The 17319-nt window shown below is 64.3% G+C and carries 15 protein-coding genes; 9 read left to right on the top strand and 6 right to left on the bottom strand.

The window, feature by feature from the left end; all coding sequences use genetic code 11:
- The first annotated feature begins 62 nt into the window (after window positions 1–62).
- Window positions 63–1811, top strand: a complete 1749-nt coding sequence (locus ACIA48_RS24635; RefSeq protein ID WP_396737749.1) for a DUF3556 domain-containing protein — start codon at window positions 63–65, stop codon at window positions 1809–1811.
- On the opposite strand, the gene ACIA48_RS24640 is transcribed toward ACIA48_RS24635, so the two are convergent.
- Complete coding sequence (locus tag ACIA48_RS24640; protein ID WP_396737752.1) at window positions 1801–2592, bottom strand: FadR/GntR family transcriptional regulator; 792 nt, start codon at window positions 2590–2592, stop codon at window positions 1801–1803. The genes ACIA48_RS24635 and ACIA48_RS24640 overlap by 11 nt on opposite strands.
- A gap of 116 nt (window positions 2593–2708) precedes the next feature.
- On the opposite strand from ACIA48_RS24640, the gene ACIA48_RS24645 reads away from it, so the two are divergent.
- From ACIA48_RS24645 to ACIA48_RS24660, 4 genes are all read left to right on the top strand, one after another.
- Window positions 2709–5819 (top strand): ATP-binding protein, encoded by a 3111-nt coding sequence (locus ACIA48_RS24645; RefSeq protein WP_396737754.1) that lies wholly within the window; start codon window positions 2709–2711, stop codon window positions 5817–5819.
- Window positions 5820–5912: 93 nt separating this feature from the next.
- A complete protein-coding gene (locus ACIA48_RS24650; protein ID WP_396737757.1) occupies window positions 5913–7058 on the top strand; it encodes a thiolase family protein in 1146 nt (381 codons plus the stop codon).
- Window positions 7055–7852: a crotonase/enoyl-CoA hydratase family protein gene (locus ACIA48_RS24655; RefSeq protein WP_396737759.1), complete on the top strand. Its 798-nt coding sequence runs from the start codon at window positions 7055–7057 to the stop codon at window positions 7850–7852. The genes ACIA48_RS24650 and ACIA48_RS24655 overlap by 4 nt, the downstream gene beginning before the upstream one ends.
- Before the next feature lie 28 nt (window positions 7853–7880).
- Window positions 7881–9023, top strand: coding sequence for an acyl-CoA dehydrogenase family protein (locus ACIA48_RS24660; RefSeq protein WP_396737762.1), 1143 nt, complete (start codon window positions 7881–7883; stop codon window positions 9021–9023).
- 20 nt (window positions 9024–9043) lie between these two features.
- On the opposite strand, the gene ACIA48_RS24665 is transcribed toward ACIA48_RS24660, so the two are convergent.
- From ACIA48_RS24665 to ACIA48_RS24685, 5 genes are all read right to left on the bottom strand, one after another.
- A complete protein-coding gene (locus tag ACIA48_RS24665; protein WP_396737765.1) occupies window positions 9044–9796 on the bottom strand; it encodes a fasciclin domain-containing protein in 753 nt (250 codons plus the stop codon).
- A 197-nt stretch (window positions 9797–9993) separates the two neighbouring features.
- Window positions 9994–11211, bottom strand: a complete 1218-nt coding sequence (locus tag ACIA48_RS24670) for a cytochrome P450 (RefSeq protein ID WP_396737768.1) — start codon at window positions 11209–11211, stop codon at window positions 9994–9996.
- The gene (locus ACIA48_RS24675; protein WP_396737771.1) at window positions 11208–12047 is read right to left on the bottom strand and encodes an SDR family NAD(P)-dependent oxidoreductase; all 840 of its coding nucleotides are present in this window, start codon (window positions 12045–12047) and stop codon (window positions 11208–11210) included. The genes ACIA48_RS24670 and ACIA48_RS24675 overlap by 4 nt, the downstream gene beginning before the upstream one ends.
- 185 nt (window positions 12048–12232) lie before the next feature.
- Window positions 12233–12808 (bottom strand): TetR/AcrR family transcriptional regulator, encoded by a 576-nt coding sequence (locus tag ACIA48_RS24680; protein WP_396737774.1) that lies wholly within the window; start codon window positions 12806–12808, stop codon window positions 12233–12235.
- A 5-nt stretch (window positions 12809–12813) separates the two neighbouring features.
- The gene (locus tag ACIA48_RS24685; RefSeq protein WP_396737776.1) at window positions 12814–13752 is read right to left on the bottom strand and encodes an SDR family NAD(P)-dependent oxidoreductase; all 939 of its coding nucleotides are present in this window, start codon (window positions 13750–13752) and stop codon (window positions 12814–12816) included.
- A 35-nt stretch (window positions 13753–13787) separates the two neighbouring features.
- On the opposite strand from ACIA48_RS24685, the gene ACIA48_RS24690 reads away from it, so the two are divergent.
- Genes ACIA48_RS24690 through ACIA48_RS24705 form a run of 4 tightly spaced genes read left to right on the top strand, consistent with a single transcriptional unit; the run spans window position 13788 to window position 17318 of the window.
- Window positions 13788–14312 (top strand): gamma carbonic anhydrase family protein, encoded by a 525-nt coding sequence (locus tag ACIA48_RS24690; RefSeq protein ID WP_396737779.1) that lies wholly within the window; start codon window positions 13788–13790, stop codon window positions 14310–14312.
- 45 nt (window positions 14313–14357) lie between these two features.
- Window positions 14358–15410, top strand: a complete 1053-nt coding sequence (locus ACIA48_RS24695; RefSeq protein ID WP_396737782.1) for a hypothetical protein — start codon at window positions 14358–14360, stop codon at window positions 15408–15410.
- A 43-nt stretch (window positions 15411–15453) separates the two neighbouring features.
- The gene (locus ACIA48_RS24700) at window positions 15454–16599 is read left to right on the top strand and encodes an NAD(P)H-binding protein (RefSeq protein ID WP_396737785.1); all 1146 of its coding nucleotides are present in this window, start codon (window positions 15454–15456) and stop codon (window positions 16597–16599) included.
- A 50-nt stretch (window positions 16600–16649) separates the two neighbouring features.
- The gene (locus ACIA48_RS24705; protein ID WP_396738466.1) at window positions 16650–17318 is read left to right on the top strand and encodes a lysostaphin resistance A-like protein; all 669 of its coding nucleotides are present in this window, start codon (window positions 16650–16652) and stop codon (window positions 17316–17318) included.
- Window position 17319: the final 1 nt, after the last annotated feature.

Here is a 17319-nt window from a genome sequence, read left to right on the forward strand (position 1 = left end):
TAGGTCCTGCGAGTACGACGAACTGTTTCCGCAGACCTAGAACACGTTCTAGTCTTTCGGCCATGGGATTTCTCAAGCCCGACATGCCCGTCGTCGACTTCGCCGAGTGGAGCAAGGGTTCACGCTCCGAGAAGATCCGGCCGATGGCCGAGCACTGGGCCGAGGTCGGCTTCGGCACGCCTGTCGTCATGCACCTGTTTTACGTCGTCAAGATCCTGCTCTACATCCTCGGCGGCTGGCTGTTCGCGCTCGCCACCACGGGCGTGGACGGGTTTACCAACGTCGCCGAGTGGTGGACCGAACCGATCGTGTTCCAGAAGGTCGTGCTGTACACCATGCTGTTCGAGGTCATCGGCCTCGGCTGTGGGTTCGGCCCGCTGAACAACCGGTTCTTCCCGCCGCTGGGATCGATCCTGTACTGGTTGCGGCCCAACACCATTCGGCTCCCACCATGGCCCAACCGGATACCCCTGACCAAGGGTGACACCCGCTCTCCGGTCGACGTCGTGCTCTACGGCGCCTTGCTGGTGGTGCTCACCATTGCGTTGTTCTCCGACGGCACCGGACCAGTCCCGGCGCTCGGTACCACCGTTGGCGTGCTTCCGATGTGGCAGATATGGACCATTCTCGGTCTGCTGGCCCTCGCCGGTCTGCGCGACAAGGTGATCTTCCTGGCCGCCCGCGGCGAGGTGTATGGCTCCTTCGTCGTGGCGTTCCTATTCGTGGGCTACGGCGTCGACATGATCATCGCCGCCAAGCTGGTCTGTGTGGCGATCTGGATGGGCGCGGCCACGTCAAAACTGAACAAGCACTTCCCGTTCGTGATCTCGACGATGATGTCGAACAATCCGCTGATCCGGACGAAGTGGCTCAAGCGCAAGTTCTTCGAGCACTTCCCCGACGATCTGCGTCCCGGTCCGGTGTCGCGGTTCATCGCCCACTTCAGCACCGCGATCGAGATGTTGGTGCCGCTGGTACTGCTGTTCTCCCACGGTGGCTGGCCGACCTACATCGCCGCTTTCGTCATGCTGTGCTTCCACTTCGGCATCCTCTCGGCGATCCCGATGGGTGTTCCGCTGGAGTGGAACGTCTTCATGATGTTCTGCGTGATAACGCTTTTCGTCGGACATGCTGAGGTCGGACTGTCCGATATGACCACACCGCTGCCCGCCGCGCTCTTCCTGCTGCTGGCCACCGTCGTGGTGATCGGAAACCTGTTCCCGCGCAAGGTCTCGTTCCTGCCGGGGATGCGGTACTACGCCGGCAACTGGGACACCTCGTGGTGGTGCATCAAGCCGTCGGCGAACGAAAAGATCGAGCGTGGCCTCGTCGCCATCGCCAGTATGCCTGCCTCTCAACTCGAGAAGGTGTATGGCAGTCCGGAACAGGCGATGATCTACCTCTACAAGGGATATGCGTTCCGCGGCTTCAACTCTCACGGTAAAGCGTTGCTGACCCTGGTGCACAACGCGCTGGCAGGTCGCAATCAGGACGACTACGTGATCACCGAGGGTGAGCGACTGTGCAGCACCGCGATCGGCTGGAATTTCGGTGACGGCCACATGCACAACGAGCAGCTGATTGCCGCGATGCAAAAGCGGTGCAACTTCGAGCCCGGCGAGGTGCGCGTCATCATCCTCGACGCCCAACCGTTCCACCGGCAACGGCAGGAGTATCGGTTGGTCGACGCGGCGACTGGCGAGTTCGAGCGCGGCTACGTCAACGTGTCCGACATGGTCACCGGGCAGCCATGGAGCGACGACATCCCGGTGCATGTGACATGGTCAGCGGAGACCTCGACTACCCCATGACATCGCGGACTTTGACGTCCTCGAGCCCTTCCAACATCAGGCCGCGTGCGACGTCGAGGTGCTTGCGCCAGTGCGCTTCGGCCGCGGCGCCATCGCCCGAGCGCAGCATCTGCATCAGCCGCCGGTACGAACGCATCAGCTTCTCGTAGTCCGCTTTGGATACCGGTCGGCCTTCCTTGAAGACGAACGCGGTGTGCCGCACGGTGATCTCGTGCAGCATGCCCGAGATGATCGCCAGCGTCGCGTTGCCCGACAGTTGCACCATCCGCCGATGGAAATCGGCCGTCGTCTCGGCAAGGCGGTCCGAACGCCAATCAGCCGGCAGATGTTCGTCAAGCAGCCGGTCCAGCTCGTCGAATGCCTCAGCGGTTCCTGACTCCGCGAGCAGCCGTGCGGCCAACGGCTCGATACCCGCCCGGGCCGTCATCAGGTCGGCGATCGTCGCACCCGACAGCTCGAGCAGCAGCCCGGCCGGACGCGCCACGATCTCGGGGCCCGGCACGCGAACGCGGGCGCCCGTCCGTGAGCCACGACGAACCTCGACGAGTCGCTCGGATTCCAGCACGCGCACCGCTTCGCGCAGTGTCGGCCTGCTGACCCCGAAGTGGGCCATCAGCTCGGCCTCATTGGGCAGGAAGTCGCCATCCTGGAGTTGACCGTCGACCACCATGCGCCGCAACGTGCCTGCGACGAGCTCGGCGGTCTTCGGCGACCGAACCGCCGTACCTCCGCCGACGCCGTCCGGCCCGATCATCGGCGCCAACGGTGTACTTCGAGCCACTCCCACTCCCACGAAAGTCCTGCTGACCGTCTAGCCAGCTGTGCAACTCAGTAAACCATGTGGGAGATCTTGCAGGTTAGCGGCGCGCAAACGCGCAGGGTGAAACGATATCGGGCATGACCGCGTGCGGGGTCTGCGCCACCGACGTAGGGGAGAACGCCAAGTTCTGCTTCGAGTGCGGAGCGCCTGTCACAGCGAAGGCGCCTGCCGAGTACAAGCAGGTGACCGTCTTGTTCGCCGATGTCGTGCGGTCGATGGACCTGGCGGCGGCCGTGGGGCCGGAGCGGCTGCGCGAGATCATGGCCGAATTGCTGGATCGGTCTGCTGCTGTGGTCCGGCGCTATGGCGGAACCCTGGACAAGTTCACCGGTGACGGCATCATGGCGGTGTTCGGCGCCCCGATTGCATTGGAGGATCACGCACTTCGGGCTTGTATGGCCGCGTTGGAGATCCAGGCGCAGACCGATCAGCCGTTGCGAATCGGGTTGAACTCCGGTGAGGTAATTGCCGGTGAAATTGGTTCCAGTACAGCGAGTTACACCGCCATCGGGGAACAAGTTGGCTTGGCGCAGCGGATGGAGTCGGTGGCGCCGCCTGGCGGTGTGATGCTCAGTGTGAGCACCGCACGGCTGGTCGAGGATGCCGTCGCGCTCGCGGAGCCAGACCAGGTCCGCATCAAGGGCAGCGACAGTCCGGTGTCGGCACGTCTGCTGCTGGGGATCGGCGATCATGGGAGGCGGCGACGCAGCGAGGCTCCTTTGGTCGGGCGCACCTGGGAACTGAATACGGCGACAGCGATCCTCGATGAAGCGATCAGCGGCGCCGGATGCGTGATCACAATCGTGGGATCGCCGGGCATCGGCAAGAGCAGGCTGGTTCGCGAAACCGCCGATGTGGCAGCCGCTCGGAGTGTTCCGGTGTTCACCACGCATTGTGAATCGCACGCCACCGACGTCCCGTTTCATGTGGTGGCACAGATGATGGGCGCGAGCACGGGCATCGAAGGGCTTGATGCCAGAAAGGCGCGAGCACGCCTTCGGGAACGACTTCCGCTGGCCGAGCCCGAAGACCTGTTGCTCATCGACGACCTCCTGGGCATCGGCGATCCCGATGTTCCAGTACCCGAGATCGGGCCCGACGCTCGACGCAGGCGCGTGACAGCCGTCGTCAAGTCCGCCGCTGTCAGCGGCCGTCAGCCGGCGGTGTACGTGATCGAGGACGCGCATTGGATCGACACGGCAAGTGAAGCCATGCTCGCCGACTTCATGACGATCGCTCCTCAGACGTCGACGCTGATGGTGATCACGTACCGCCCGGAGTATCGCGGTCTTCTCAGCCAGATGCCCGGCGCCCAAACCATCGCGCTGCGTCCTCTGAGTGACGCACAAACCACAGCATTGACAACGGAACTCGTGGGCACGGACCCGTCACTGACTGCCTTGGTCGAACGCGTCGCCGCCCGCGCCGCCGGAAATCCGCTGTTCGCCGAAGAGATCGTGCGCGACCTCGCCGAGCGCGAAATCGTCGACGGAGAACCCGGTTCATACGTGTTGCGAAGCGAACGCGCCGATGTCGATGTACCGGCCAACCTGCAGTCGACGATCGGTGCTCGCATCGACCGCCTGCCTGGCGCGGCGAAGAAGACGCTGAATGCCGCGGCCGTGATCGGCATGCGGTTTGAGGCGGCGCTGTTGGCGGAACTGCTTGCCGATGCCGATGTGGGCACACTGATCTCGGCTGAACTCGTCGATCAGGTGAGCTTCACCGAGCCTGCCGAGTACGCGTTTCGGCATCCCATGACCCGTGCTGTTGCATATGAGTCACAGCTGAAGTCCGACCGCGCGGCGTTGCATCGCCGACTGGCCACATTGATCGAGGCTCGCGGTACCGCAGACGAGAACGCAGCACTGATCGCGACGCACCTGGAGTCCGCCGGGGAGCTGCACGCAGCCTTCGATTGGCATATGCGCGCTGCGCATTGGTCGACGTTCCGCAATTTTGCGGCCGCGCAGTCGAGTTGGCAGCGAGCACGAGATGTCGCCGACCGTCTGCCCGCGGAGGACGAGAAACGATTGCCGATGCGCATAGCCCCGCGCGCTCTGCTGTGCGCCCAAGAGTTCCGTATCCGCAGCGGTCGTAGAGACCTAGAGTTCAGCGAACTCAGAGAGCTATGTGTCGCGGCAGGTGACCACAGGTCGCTTGCGATCGGCCTCGCTGGAATGACTCTGGCAACACAACTCGACAGGGGACCCCGCGAAGCAAAGGGTTTTGCCCGTGAACTGGTCGCCGTTCTCGAATCGATCAACGATCCGAGTTTGACCGTGGCACTTTCTGTCGCGACCTTGAACGTGATCCTGGCGACAGGCGACATCGCGATGGCCCTTCGCTTGTCTCAGCAAGTCATCGATGCGGCCAAGGGGGAAACCGCTGAAGGCGAACTGATTTCGGTGTCACCCTTGGCGAATGCGCTGGCGATTCGCGGCACAGCCCGATGGTGCACCGGACTGCCGGGTTGGCGAGACGATTTCGATCGCTCGTTTGCGACGATTGCCGCAGTGCCTCAAGAGTTTCGCTCGGGGACGTTTTGGATCGTTTATCTCATGGCTCTACCCAACGGGGTGTTACTACCCGACGCCGAGGCGATCCGAACAGCCAATGAAATACATGCAGCCGCTGAGCGATTCGGTGAACAAGTCGCGATCGACTTGGGTCGCGTGGCCAGCGGCACCCTGCTCTCGTATGGGGACGATTCGGAGCGGGAACTCGGATTCCGACGGCTGCAGGAGTTGTCTGCATCCGTCAGTCAGAATGGCCTGACCATTCCACAGAATGTGCCCCTGTTCGAGATTCACCTGGCGCGTGAGATGGGCCGCCGTGGAGACGTCGACGGCGCCATCCCAGTGGCGCGCTCAGCCCTTGATGGGTGCCTTCGTGCGCAAGAGAGGATCTGGCTGGGAGCTATTTCGGGACAGCTGGTGGAACTACTCTTACGTCGCGGTTCCGACCTCGACCTGCGCGAGGCGCAAGCGACGATCGACAGACTCGCAACAGTGCCGACCGAGCCCGGCTTTGTTCTGTACGAGATCTGGCTGCTGCGTCTACGTGCTCTACTGGCACTCGCGGACGGCGACGGAGCCACCTATCGGGATCAGCGGGACCGCTACCGCAAAATGGCGACTGAGCTGGGCTTTGACGGTCACATTGCGTGGGCTGCCGAGATGGCGTGATGTGAGATGACCCTGCCTACCAACCAGTAGGTTGACCTAGTAAACTTTGTTCTCTACTTTCGGGGAATACACGACTTTCAAAGGAGATAGGTCATGGCTGAAGCCGTCATCGTCGAGGCTGTGCGGTCGCCAGTCGGCAAGCGCAACGGCGGGTTGTCCGGTGTTCACCCCGGTGAGCTGTCGGCGCAGGTACTCAGCGGTCTGGCAGATCGCGCGGGCATCGATCCCGCCATCGTCGACGACGTCATCTGGGGATGCGTCATGCAGGCCGGTGAGCAGGCACTCGACATCGCGCGTACCGCCGTGCTGGCGGCAGGCTGGCCCGAGACCGTGCCCGGCGTGACCGTCGACCGTCAGTGCGGCTCTAGCCAGCAGTCCATCCACTTCGCCGCGGCCGGTGTGGTCGCCGGACACTACGACGTGGTCGTCGCCGGCGGTGTGGAGTCGATGTCGCGCACCCCGATGGGCGCCTCGCTGGCCAACGGCGGGCACCCCTACCCGGAGGCTTTCCGCAACCGCTACTCGCAGACCCCCAATCAGGGCATCGGTGCCGAGATGATCGCCGAGCAGTGGGGCTTCGACCGCACGACGGTCGACCAGTACTCGCTGGACTCCCATGAGAAGGCCGCCGCCGCACAGGATGCCGGCGCCTTCGACGATCAGATCGTCGGCATCAAGGACCAGGACGGCAACGCGGTGCTCAAGGATGAGGGCATCCGTCGCGGCACCACCATCGAGAAGATGGCGGGCCTGAAGCCGGCGTTCAAAGAGGACGGCGTGATCCACGCGGGTAACTCCAGCCAGATCTCCGACGGCTCGGCCGCCATCCTTTTCATGTCGGCCGAGAAGGCGAAGTCGTTGGGCCTCAAGCCGCTTGCCAAGGTGCACACCGCCACGCTGGCCGGCGCTGACCCGGTGATCATGCTGACCGCGCCGATCCCGGCGACGCAGAAGGCGCTGAAGAAGTCGGGCTTGCGGCTCGAGGACATCGGCGTGTTTGAGGTCAACGAGGCGTTCGCCCCGGTGCCACTGGCGTGGCTCAAGGACATCGGCGCCGACGAGAAGAAGCTGAACCCCAACGGCGGCGCCATCGCACTGGGCCACCCGCTCGGCGGCTCCGGCGCGCGCATCATGACCACGATGCTCTACCACATGCGGGACAAGGGAATTCAGTACGGACTGCAGACCATGTGTGAGGGTGGCGGCCAGGCCAACGCCACCATCATCGAGCTGCTGTGACCGCTGATGTGACCGCCCCCGCCGCTCTCACCGAGCGGCGGGGAAATGTCCTCGTCATCACGATCAATCGTCCGGAGGCGCGCAACGCCGTCAACAGTGCGGTGAGCATCGGTGTCGGCGACGCCCTGCAGGCCGCGCAGGACGATCCCGAGGTTCGCGCCGTCGTCATCACCGGTGCCGGCGAATCCTTCTGCGCCGGGGCGGATCTCAAGGCGATCTCACGTCGCGAGAACCTGTTCCATCCCGACCATGCCGAGTGGGGCTTCGCGGGATACGTCCACCACTACATCGATAAGCCGACGATCGCAGCCGTGAACGGCACCGCGCTGGGCGGTGGATCCGAGCTCGCCCTCGCCAGTGACCTCGTCGTCGCGGAGGAGCGCGCCAAGTTCGGGTTGCCCGAAGTCAAGCGGGGCTTGATCGCCGCCGCGGGTGGCGTGTTCCGCATCGTCGACCATCTGCCGCGCAAGGTCGCGATGGAGCTCATCTTCACCGGTGAACCGATGACGTCGGCGGACGCGCTCAAGTGGGGGCTCATCAACCAGGTCGTGCCCGACGGCACCGCCGTCGACGCGGCAATCGCTCTGGCCGAACGGATTACCTGCAATGCACCGCTGGCCGTCTGGGCGAGCAAGCGCGTGGCCATGGGCGTCGACGACGGAGTCATCACCGGCGACGAAGCCGGCTGGAGCAGGACCATTCGTGAGATCGGGACGCTCATTCGTTCCGAGGACGCCAAGGAAGGACCGCTGGCCTTCGCTGAGAAGCGCCAACCGGTCTGGAAAGCCAAGTAAGCACAGTAATTCAAGTAGGGAATTAGATATGAAGCGCACGATCTACGAAGCCGAGCACGAGGCGTTCCGCGACACGGTCCGCGGTTACATCGAAAGCGAACTGGTCCCCAACGCTGAGAAATGGGAAGAGGACCGCATCGTCGACCGGTCGGCGTACGTGGCCGCGGGTAAGCACGGACTCATCGGTTTCAACATGCCCGAGGAGTTCGGTGGCGGTGGCACCGACGACTTCCGCTTCAACGCGATCATCGACGAGGAGATCGCCAAGGCCGGCGTCCCCGCGCCCGCGCTGAGCCTGCACAACGACGTTGTCGGACCGTATTTCAAGGACCTGACCAACGACGAGCAGAAGAAGCGCTGGCTGCCCGGCATCGCCAGCGGCGAGCTGATCATCGCCGTCGCGATGACCGAACCCGGCGCAGGCAGCGACCTCGCGGGCATCCGTACCTCGGCGGTGCGTGACGGTGACGACTGGATCGTCAACGGCTCCAAGACATTCATCTCCTCGGGCATCAATTGCGACCTCGTCGTCGTCGTCGCCCGCACCGATCCCGAGGCCGGGCACAAGGGCTTCTCGCTGCTTGTCGTCGAACGCGGTATGGAGGGCTTCACCCGCGGCCGCAAGCTGGAGAAGATGGGCCTGCACGCTCAGGACACCTCCGAGCTGCACTTCGAGAACGTCCGCGTTCCGAATGCCAACCTGCTCGGCAAGGAAGGTCGCGGCTTCTACCACCTGATGACCAACCTCCCCTCGGAGCGGCTTTCGATCGCGATCACCGCGGTCGCGGGCGCGCGCGAAACCTGGCGGCAGACACTGCAATACGCCAAGGACCGCAAGGCGTTCGGGCAGCCGATCGGCAGCTTCCAGCACAACCGGTTCCTGCTCGCCGAGATGGACACCGAACTCGAGGTCACCGAGAACTACATCGACCGGTGCCTGCAGGGTGTCGTAGACGGTGAGCTGACCGCCGTCGAGGCGGCCAAGGCGAAGTGGTTTGCGACCGAGACGGCCAAGAAGATCGTCGACCAGTGCGTGCAGCTGCACGGCGGTTACGGCTACATGCTGGAGTACCGCGTCGCGCGCGACTACGTCGACGGGCGCATCCAGACGATCTTCGGTGGCACGACCGAGATCATGAAAGAGATCATCGGCCGCGACTTAGGGCTCTAGCCGGCCCGCCGGCGTGGGCTCTAGCCGATCGGCGCGTCCGCGGCAGGCATCGGCTCAGCCGGCGCCTCCGCGGCTCCCGCAGTCGGGGGTGCAGGCGTCGGCGTGGTGGTCGTCGTCGACGTAGTGGATGTACCCGACGTGCTCGTCGGCGTGATGGCGGTCGGCGGTGCCTTGGGATCAAGAACCGTGTCGATCAGGTAGATCCGTGCGTTCTTGGCGAAGATCGCGCCGCAGACCACCTTGGCGGTGTCGTTGACCTTGATGTCGCCACCGTCGCCCTCGACCTTGAGCTCGGCGCCCTGCTGGGTCGGCCGCTGGCCCTTGACGTCCTCGTTGCCAAGCAGGCCGAGGAAGTCGTGGTAGTAGACCAGGTCGCTCAGCGCGGCCGGATCGGCCTTGAGTGCATCGAGCTGCCCCGGGAGCAGCTTCGCGAACGCCTCGTTGGTCGGCGCGAAGACAACGTAGGGGCCGTTCTCGAGGACCGGAACGATGTTGACCGCGGGGTTGAAGCCACCGGAGATCGCCGAGTAGAAGGTGCTGGCGTCCGGGATGCTCTGCAGCGCGGTTCCGACCGGCACGTCGGCCAGGTTCTTGTAGCTCGGCACGGCGGTTTTGAAGGCGTCGCAGCCCGAACCCTGCGGATCGGGGATCTCCAGCGTCGGTGCGGGCTCGGTGGACGGCTGCGCGTATGCGGTCACGGCCAGCGGCACGGACACGGCGATCGCGGCGATTCCGGCGGCGGCTCCAATGGCCTTGCGGGTGCGGGTCTTCACGAAAATGCTCCTCAGGTCTTTCAGTCGCAACGCATGTTAAAGCCCGTAACGCGCCATCGCCAAAGCCGGAACCTCGTAAAACTCAGGTTGCGGGTGCTCTGACCTGCGCGTTGCGGATCTTGCCACACAAAGCCGCCGCAACGAAAAGAGAGGCCTCCTGCGAGGTAGAACGCGGCCAGACTGTCGGGGCTGGGGGCCTAGCGCAGCACTCGGACCGGCACGTGCGACCACCCCGCCACGTTCGCCATCGCGACTCGTCGCAGTCCACCGGTGTCCACTTCGTATTCGGGCATGAGATCAAGCATCACCTCGAGTGCGATGCGGCCCTCCATCCGTGCAAGTGCCGCTCCGAGGCAACTGTGCACGCCGTACCCGAAGTTGAGGTTGTGCCCGGATGGAACGCGGTCGATGTCGAATCGATCGGCATCGATGAACGTGCGTTCGTCGCGCGTCGCCGACCCGTTGATCAACATGACGATGCTGCCCGCGGGGATGGTGGCTCCATGCAGCGTCACATCCCGCGTGCTGTAGCGGAGTTGGTATTGCGACGGTGCCTCGTATCGAAGCAATTCCTCGAACGCGAAGGGGATTTTGCTCTTGTCCTGCTGAAGTTTTCGCCATTGGTCGGGGTTCTTCGCGAACGTGACTGCCGCATTGCCGATCAGCTTCACGACCGTTTCGGCGCCAGCGCCACCGAGCATCATTGCGAAGGCAGCGATTTCGGCATCGGTCAGCTTCGCCACACCGTCGTCGCGTACGACATCGACTTCAGTCAGCCGGCTGATCATGTCGTCGCGCGGGTTGGCCCGACGCTCGACGACCAACCCAAAATAGAACATCATGATCGCTTCGGCCGCCTCGATACCTTCCGGCGGAACGTGAAAATCTCCCGGCTTGCGCTCCAACTGTGTGTCGCTCCACAGCCGTAGCTGCTGCCGGTGTTCTGCGGGGACACCCAGCATGGTGGTGATGACCTCGACGGGAAAGATCGCCCCAAAGTCGGCGACGACATCAAACGCTTTGCGATCGAGCGTGTCCGCGACGGCAGTGACCTTTTCGCGGATCATCGTCTCGAGGTCCGCCACGGCCCGCGGCGTGAAAACCTTGTTGACCAATTTGCGCATCACCGTGTGTTCCGGCGGATCCATCATGATGATCATTCGCGGTTGCGACGGATCGGGTTCGGCCAGATAAGTGTCGAGCGTGATGCCCCTAGCCGATGAGTAGGTCTCGAAGTCCCTCAGCGCCGGCTCGACGTCCTCATAGCGTGACAACGCCCAGAAGCCGTACTTCTCGTTGTGGTACACCGGCGCTTCGTCGCGAAGGCGACGGTAAGTGTTGAAGGGCGAGTTGAAGAAGTCGTCCGAAAACGGGTCGAACTCCACGCTGTCTCGCGATGTCACCTGCTCAGTCATGACATTGCGCCTCTCGATGCCGGATGAATCGTCCAGTCACAGCCGGTCAGCTCGGCGGAAAGATCCCAAAGACGCTCCGCCATAACGGGATCACGGGCCTTCTTGAGTGTCTTCGTCACTCTTGGTGCGCCCGCGAGCATCGCGATCCGCGGCGCGATATAGGTTCCGCTCGGCTCCTCGGTTGCCACCGCCTGCATGGTGCTACGGGCCGCGAGATCAGAAGGTTGCGCGAGAAACGGCGTCGGGTTGTGCTCGACCCACAGGCGCCATAGTCCTGTAGCGCCCCGAGTGATGTCGGATTCCGCGCCCCCAGGGTCGGCCACATACGCGCGGACGCCGCGGCGGGCCAACGCGAAGACGAACAACATGACGGCCAGCTTGGAGTCCGCGTACGCGGAAAACATCGGCGCCTCGCGGCGATGGCGGTTGAGGTCGTCGAGGCGAATGTGGCCGAACGCGTAGGTCGCGCTGCCCACCGATATCACCCGGTTCTTGATCTTGCTTCCGAGCAGGCAAGTCAGCGCGAAATGTCCGAGATAGTTGGTGCCCATGTGCGCCTCGAAGCCTTCGGCGGTGCGGGGTAGCGCTTGCCCCATCACTCCGGCGTTGTTCACCAGCACGTCGACGGCTTCCACCGAGTCGGCGAACCTGCGCACGCTGGTCAGGTCGGCGAGGTCGAGGTGACGAATTTCGACGTCGCCGGTCATCTCCGCAGCAGCCCGCTCGGCCTTGGGAATGGTTCGGCAGGCAATCAGCACGCTGTGGCCGGCAGCGGCCAACGCGCCGGCGGTCGCTTTGCCGACCCCGCTGTTGCCGCCCGTGACGACAATGCGCATGAAATTGAGTGTGCAGCGATTCGCGTCGAGAGCGTGCGTATAGGACTACTCGACTTTTCGTGCGGTTGCGTAAGGAAGAACAGCCGTGGATGAATACAACGGCAACTGTGCCTGAGCTGCTGGTTGTCACCATTGGCGGCGGCGCGTCCCAAACGTACGCCGAGATTTGGACGACGCCAGGGGGCTTAGCCGCCGTCGGGCAGCACCGTCGCCACCATGTCGGCGAGGTCGTCGGCGGTCTGCTGGAAGGTGTCGACGCCACAGCTCGCATGGACCAGCGCGCCGACGAGGCCGAATTCGAGCGTCTGCGTCACCTCGGGCCACGCACCCGAGCGCAGCATCGTGCGTACACGCCGGTGGTACTCGGCGTGGATGCGCTCCCGAACGGATCGCACGGACGGGTCGCTGCATACCAGCGCGCTGGAGCAGGCCGCGGCCAGACCGGGTTCGTCGGCCAACAACATCACCAGATGGGAGAACTGCGCGACGATGCGGTCCTTGGCGCCCGATTCGACGTCGACGTCCAGCGGTACCGCGCGCAACCGGTCGAGGTAGATCTCGGCGACTATCGCGTCCTTCGACCAAAAGTGCTCCCGCAGCGAGCCGCTGGATATGCCGGCGCGCTTGCAGATCGCCTGCATGGTGATGTCGGAGTACGGAATCTCGCGCAGCAGTTCGACCGTCGCGCCGAGTATCTTCGCGGTATCCGCGTCGTCGCGGCTGCGGTCGTCGTAGGACCGTAGGTGCACGACGTCAGCCATGAATCTCAGTGTCCCGCAACCGCATCGGTACAGAGACGCTCAGAGGTCTCCCACAACCGTTGTGCGCGCGCCTCGTCCATCGCGTACGGCGCCAGGTTCTCTTGAATCCGGCAGTCCGCCAGATACACCGATCCGACGTCCGCGAGGTCGTCGCCGACCGCGGCCCACACCTGCGTGGCCGCGCCGTGTTCGGGCATGGAGAAATCGCGGCGGACGTCGATCTTCTCCTGAGCGGGATCCGACGGAACGAACTCCGTCAGCGCGGTGAAGTCATCGCGGGACATATGCCGGGCCAAGGACGTCGCCACCACCCCCGGATGTACCGCGTATGCCCGGACGGCGTGGTCGCGCAGCCGCCGGTCCAGCTCAACGACGTGCAGGATATTGGCCGTCTTGGAGGCGCCGTAGGCGGCGAACTTGTCGTAGTCGCGGTGCTGCCAATTGGGGTCGTCGAGGTCGACGTCGCTGAGCCGGTGCCCGTCCGAAGACAGATTCACTATGCGTGCACCACCGGCCGCGGCGAGCTGCGGCTCGAGTAGCCGGGTGAGTTCGAAATGGCCGAGATGGTTGGTGCCGAACTGCATTTCGAAACCATCGGTCGTCCGGCCCAACGGTGTGAACATCACGCCCGCGTTGTTCATCAGCACGTGGATCGCGGGTGCGATGGCATCGATCGCCTTGGCCGCCGACCGGATCGCAACCAGCGAGGTCAGGTCGAGCTCCACCGTCGACGTCGCGGCGTCGGGGACCTCGGTGCGTATCCACTCCTCGGTGTCGGCGAGGGCTGCCCGATTGCGTGCGGCGAGGATGACGTGCGCGCCGGTCTTGGCGAGCGCGCGTGCCGACTCTCGGCCCAACCCGGCCGAAGCGCCGGTGATGACGCAGACCTTGCCGGTCAGGTCGATGCCGTCGACGACCTCTAGTGCTGTCGGGGTACTGGCCACCTTGTCAATATGTCACGGTGCATACGATGACGCGCATGCCTGAACCGCTGATAGTGCCCATTCGCGGTCGCGCGCCGTCGTTGCACGCCGAAAGTTGGGTGGCGCCCAATGCCAGCCTCATCGGACAGGTGAGCCTCGGCGCGCGGGCCAGCGTCTGGTACGGCGCCACCCTGCGGGCGGAGACCGAACCGATCGAGATCGGCGCGGGCACCAACATCCAGGACGGCGTGACGATCCACGTCGACCCTGGATTTCCCGTCCGCGTCGGCGCCAACGTCAGCGTCGGGCACAACGCCGTGCTGCATGGCTGCGAGGTCGAGGACGGTTGCCTCATCGGGATGGGGGCGGTGATCCTCAACGGCGCCAAAATCGGCGCGGGATCGCTGATCGCTGCCAGTGCACTGGTGCCGCAAGGCTTCGTGGTGCCACCGCGGTCGCTGGTGGCGGGCGTGCCAGGTAAGACGCGCCGTGATCTCAGTGACGCGGAGGTCGCGCACAACCGGAACAACGCGCAGGTCTATCAGGCGCTGATCGAGCTGCACCGCGGCGCGGTGACGTAGTCACCTACGCGCGACGGCGCGGGCTCGCGGGCCGATGATGGGCGCATGAATCGCAAGGAATTCAGCGTCGCGACGTTCAACCTGTACAACTTCCAAGAAGTCGGCAAGCGGATGAACAAGGGTCAAAAGCCGTGGACCGACAAGGAGTTCGTGCTCAAGGTCCAATGGACCGTGTGGCAGCTGTTGACGATGAACGCCGACATCATCGGCCTTCAGGAGTTGTGGAGCAAGAAGGCGCTCGAGGCGGTCCTGAACTACAACCACGGCACGCCGGAAGAGCCGAAGTATCTGAAGGACACCTACGAAGCGCTCGCCACACCCGCGACCGGAGGGAAGATCGTCTGCGGCGCCCTCGTCCGCCAGGGTCTGCGCGACGGCGAACCGATATGGGAGAGCAAATTCCCCGAGGCCGTGCGGCTGGAGTCCAAGGATGACCCGCTGGATCCCCAGGCGCCACAGATCAAAATCAACATCAAGGCGTTCTCGAGGCCGGTGCTTCGATTCCGCGTGAAGCTCCGTGATGATCAGACCCCGACCGAAGTGTTCGTGACGCACCTGAAATCCAAACTCCCGACGGACATCGGCGAGGAAGCCTGGTACCAGGCTGAAATCGGTAAATACAAACCGCATCGGAACGCGCTCGGCGCCGGTATCTCCACCATCAGGCGGACGGCCGAAGCCGTCGCACTGCGTGTGATGCTCACCGGGGTGATGCGAGACTCCGACACACCGGTGATCGTCCTCGGCGACATCAACGACAGTCAGACCAGCAACACCGCGAACATCCTCACAGAGCAACCGAAGTTCCTCCTTGGCGATGCGCTCGGCGGCGCCGATGTCGGCCTCTACACCGCGCAGACGCTGCAGGAGTTCCGCGATACGCGTGATGTCTATTACACGCACGTTCACGAGGGCCTTCGTGAATCGCTCGATCAGGTGCTCGTCAGCGAGCAGTTCTACGACAACAGCAGGGACCGGCTCTGGCTGTTCGACGGCATGGTCATCAACAACGACCACCTCAACTTCGACAATCACAGAGAGGTCGGCACGGGTGACCACGGCGTAGTGAAGGTGAGCTTCAAGTACGCCCCCGCCTGACCGTCGGAGGTTCCGATTCGCCGGGGCTGGGTACAGCCGTACGGTGAGCAACGTGCGAACTTTGGTGACGGGCGCGACCGGCTATGTCGGATCGCGGCTCGTCACGGCCCTTCTCGACGAGGGACACGACGTCATCGCCGCAACGCGAAACCCGGCCCGGCTGGCTGATTTCGGCTGGCATGACCGGGTCACCGGGGTCGCACTCGACGCGCACAATCAGGAGTCGGCGCGGCACGCGTTCGAGAGTGCAGGCCCGGTAGACGTCCTCTACTACCTGGTGCACGGCATCGGGCAGCCAGGCTTTCGCGAGTCGGACAACCGCGCCGCGGCCAACGTGGCGAACGCGGCCAAGAACGCCGGTGTGCGCCGCATCGTGTATCTCGGCGGATTCGTGCCCGATGACGACAACCTCTCCGAGCACCTGAGCAGCCGCGCCGAAGTCGCCGAGTCGCTGAGCGTGGACGGTGGTCCCGACGTCGTCTGGCTGGGCGCGGCGATGATCATTGGGGCTGGATCGACGTCGTTCGAGATGCTCCGCTACGTCGGGGACCGTTTTCTGTTGATGCCGATGCCCGGGTGGTCGGTCAATCCGATCGACCCGATCTCGATCAGCGACGTCCTCTATTACCTGGTCGCCGCAGCGGACGAAACGGTGCCCGCAGGGGCGTACGACATCTCCGGTCCCGAAACGTCGTCGTACGCCGACCTGTTGCGGGCCTACGCCCGCAACGCGGGCAAGTGGCGTGCCGAACTGCCCGTCAACGGTGTCGACACCGGGCTGGTGTCGTTGGTGACTTCCGCGGTGCTACCGGTGCCGGGCGGGCTGGCGTCCGATCTGGTGGAGTCGCTTGACCATCCAATGATGGCTTCTGGCAACGGGCTTCGCGATGTGGTGCCTGATCCGCCGGATGGGCTTGTCGGAATCGACGAGGCCATGGCGCGGGCGCTCGAAAGTCGCAAGCCGCACCCCGTTGACGCGCTCGCCGATCCGCACCATCTGGCCGACACGGATCCGACGTGGGCAGGTGGCGACACGTTCCGCATTCGGCAACTGGCCAGTCACATCACACCGCCGTTCGTGCGGCCGGCACTGGGACTGCTCGGCGTAGTACCGGGACCCCTTGCGGCCGCGGTGCGTACGGGACTCGACACGGCGATCAACCTCGTTCCGAAGAAGAGGTCCGCGTGACCCAACCGGCTGCGACTCGGACCACGTGGCTGGCCGAGGCCAAAGAGATCATGGGCGCGTGCCCGGTTGCGCATCACGAGCCACCCGGTGTGATCCGGCGTAGACGCGTCATCGTGGCGGTCGTCTTGGTGATCGGCGGTGCGCTGCTTGGGTACTCGCTGGCGCGGCCGCCGGGTGACGCGTCGTTCTACTGGTTGACACTGGCGCTGGCCGCGGTGTGGGCTGTCGGGGCGTTGGCGTCCGGCCCGCTGCACCTTGGCTGCATCCGTTTCCGGGGCCGCAACCAGCGCCCGTGGATCACCGGAACCGTAGTGGGTCTACTCCTGGGCGCCGTCTTCATCGTCGGCGGGCTGATCGCCCGCGAGATTCCCCCGGTTCGCGACTACATCACTCGGGTACTGGAATTCGCCGACTACGGACCACTGCTACTGGTCACGTTCATCACCGTCGTCAACGGTGTGGCCGAGGAGATGTTCTTCCGCGGCGCGCTCTACACCGCGCTTGGTCGCTTTCGCCCGGTGCTGGTTTCGACGGTGCTGTACGTGATCGCAACCGGGGTCGCGACCGGTAACCCGATGCTGGGTTTCGCAGCCATCGTGCTCGGCACGGTGTGTGCGATCGAGCGCCAGAAGACCGGGGGAGTGCTCGCACCGATGCTGACCCACTTTTTCTGGGGTCTGGTCATGGTGCTCGCACTACCCCCGATGTTCGGCGTCTAGC

Origin of the sequence: Mycobacterium sp. NPDC051804 (assembly GCF_044452905.1) — a bacterium.
Classification (GTDB): domain Bacteria; phylum Actinomycetota; class Actinomycetes; order Mycobacteriales; family Mycobacteriaceae; genus Mycobacterium.

What these genes read in the sequence shown, in the direction of transcription:
- ACIA48_RS24645 (WP_396737754.1), top strand. Translation starts at nt 2,709, where the DNA reads ATGACCGCGTGCGGGGTCTGCGCCACCGACGTAGGGGAGAACGCCAAG.
- ACIA48_RS24680 (WP_396737774.1), bottom strand. Translation starts at nt 12,808, where the DNA reads ATGGCTGACGTCGTGCACCTACGGTCCTACGACGACCGCAGCCGCGAC.
- ACIA48_RS24675 (WP_396737771.1), bottom strand. Translation starts at nt 12,047, where the DNA reads ATGCGCATTGTCGTCACGGGCGGCAACAGCGGGGTCGGCAAAGCGACC.
- ACIA48_RS24705 (WP_396738466.1), top strand. Translation starts at nt 16,650, where the DNA reads ATGGGCGCGTGCCCGGTTGCGCATCACGAGCCACCCGGTGTGATCCGG.
- ACIA48_RS24660 (WP_396737762.1), top strand. Translation starts at nt 7,881, where the DNA reads ATGAAGCGCACGATCTACGAAGCCGAGCACGAGGCGTTCCGCGACACG.
- ACIA48_RS24695 (WP_396737782.1), top strand. Translation starts at nt 14,358, where the DNA reads ATGAATCGCAAGGAATTCAGCGTCGCGACGTTCAACCTGTACAACTTC.
- ACIA48_RS24650 (WP_396737757.1), top strand. Translation starts at nt 5,913, where the DNA reads ATGGCTGAAGCCGTCATCGTCGAGGCTGTGCGGTCGCCAGTCGGCAAG.
- ACIA48_RS24670 (WP_396737768.1), bottom strand. Translation starts at nt 11,211, where the DNA reads ATGACTGAGCAGGTGACATCGCGAGACAGCGTGGAGTTCGACCCGTTT.
- ACIA48_RS24635 (WP_396737749.1), top strand. Translation starts at nt 63, where the DNA reads ATGGGATTTCTCAAGCCCGACATGCCCGTCGTCGACTTCGCCGAGTGG.
- ACIA48_RS24690 (WP_396737779.1), top strand. Translation starts at nt 13,788, where the DNA reads ATGCCTGAACCGCTGATAGTGCCCATTCGCGGTCGCGCGCCGTCGTTG.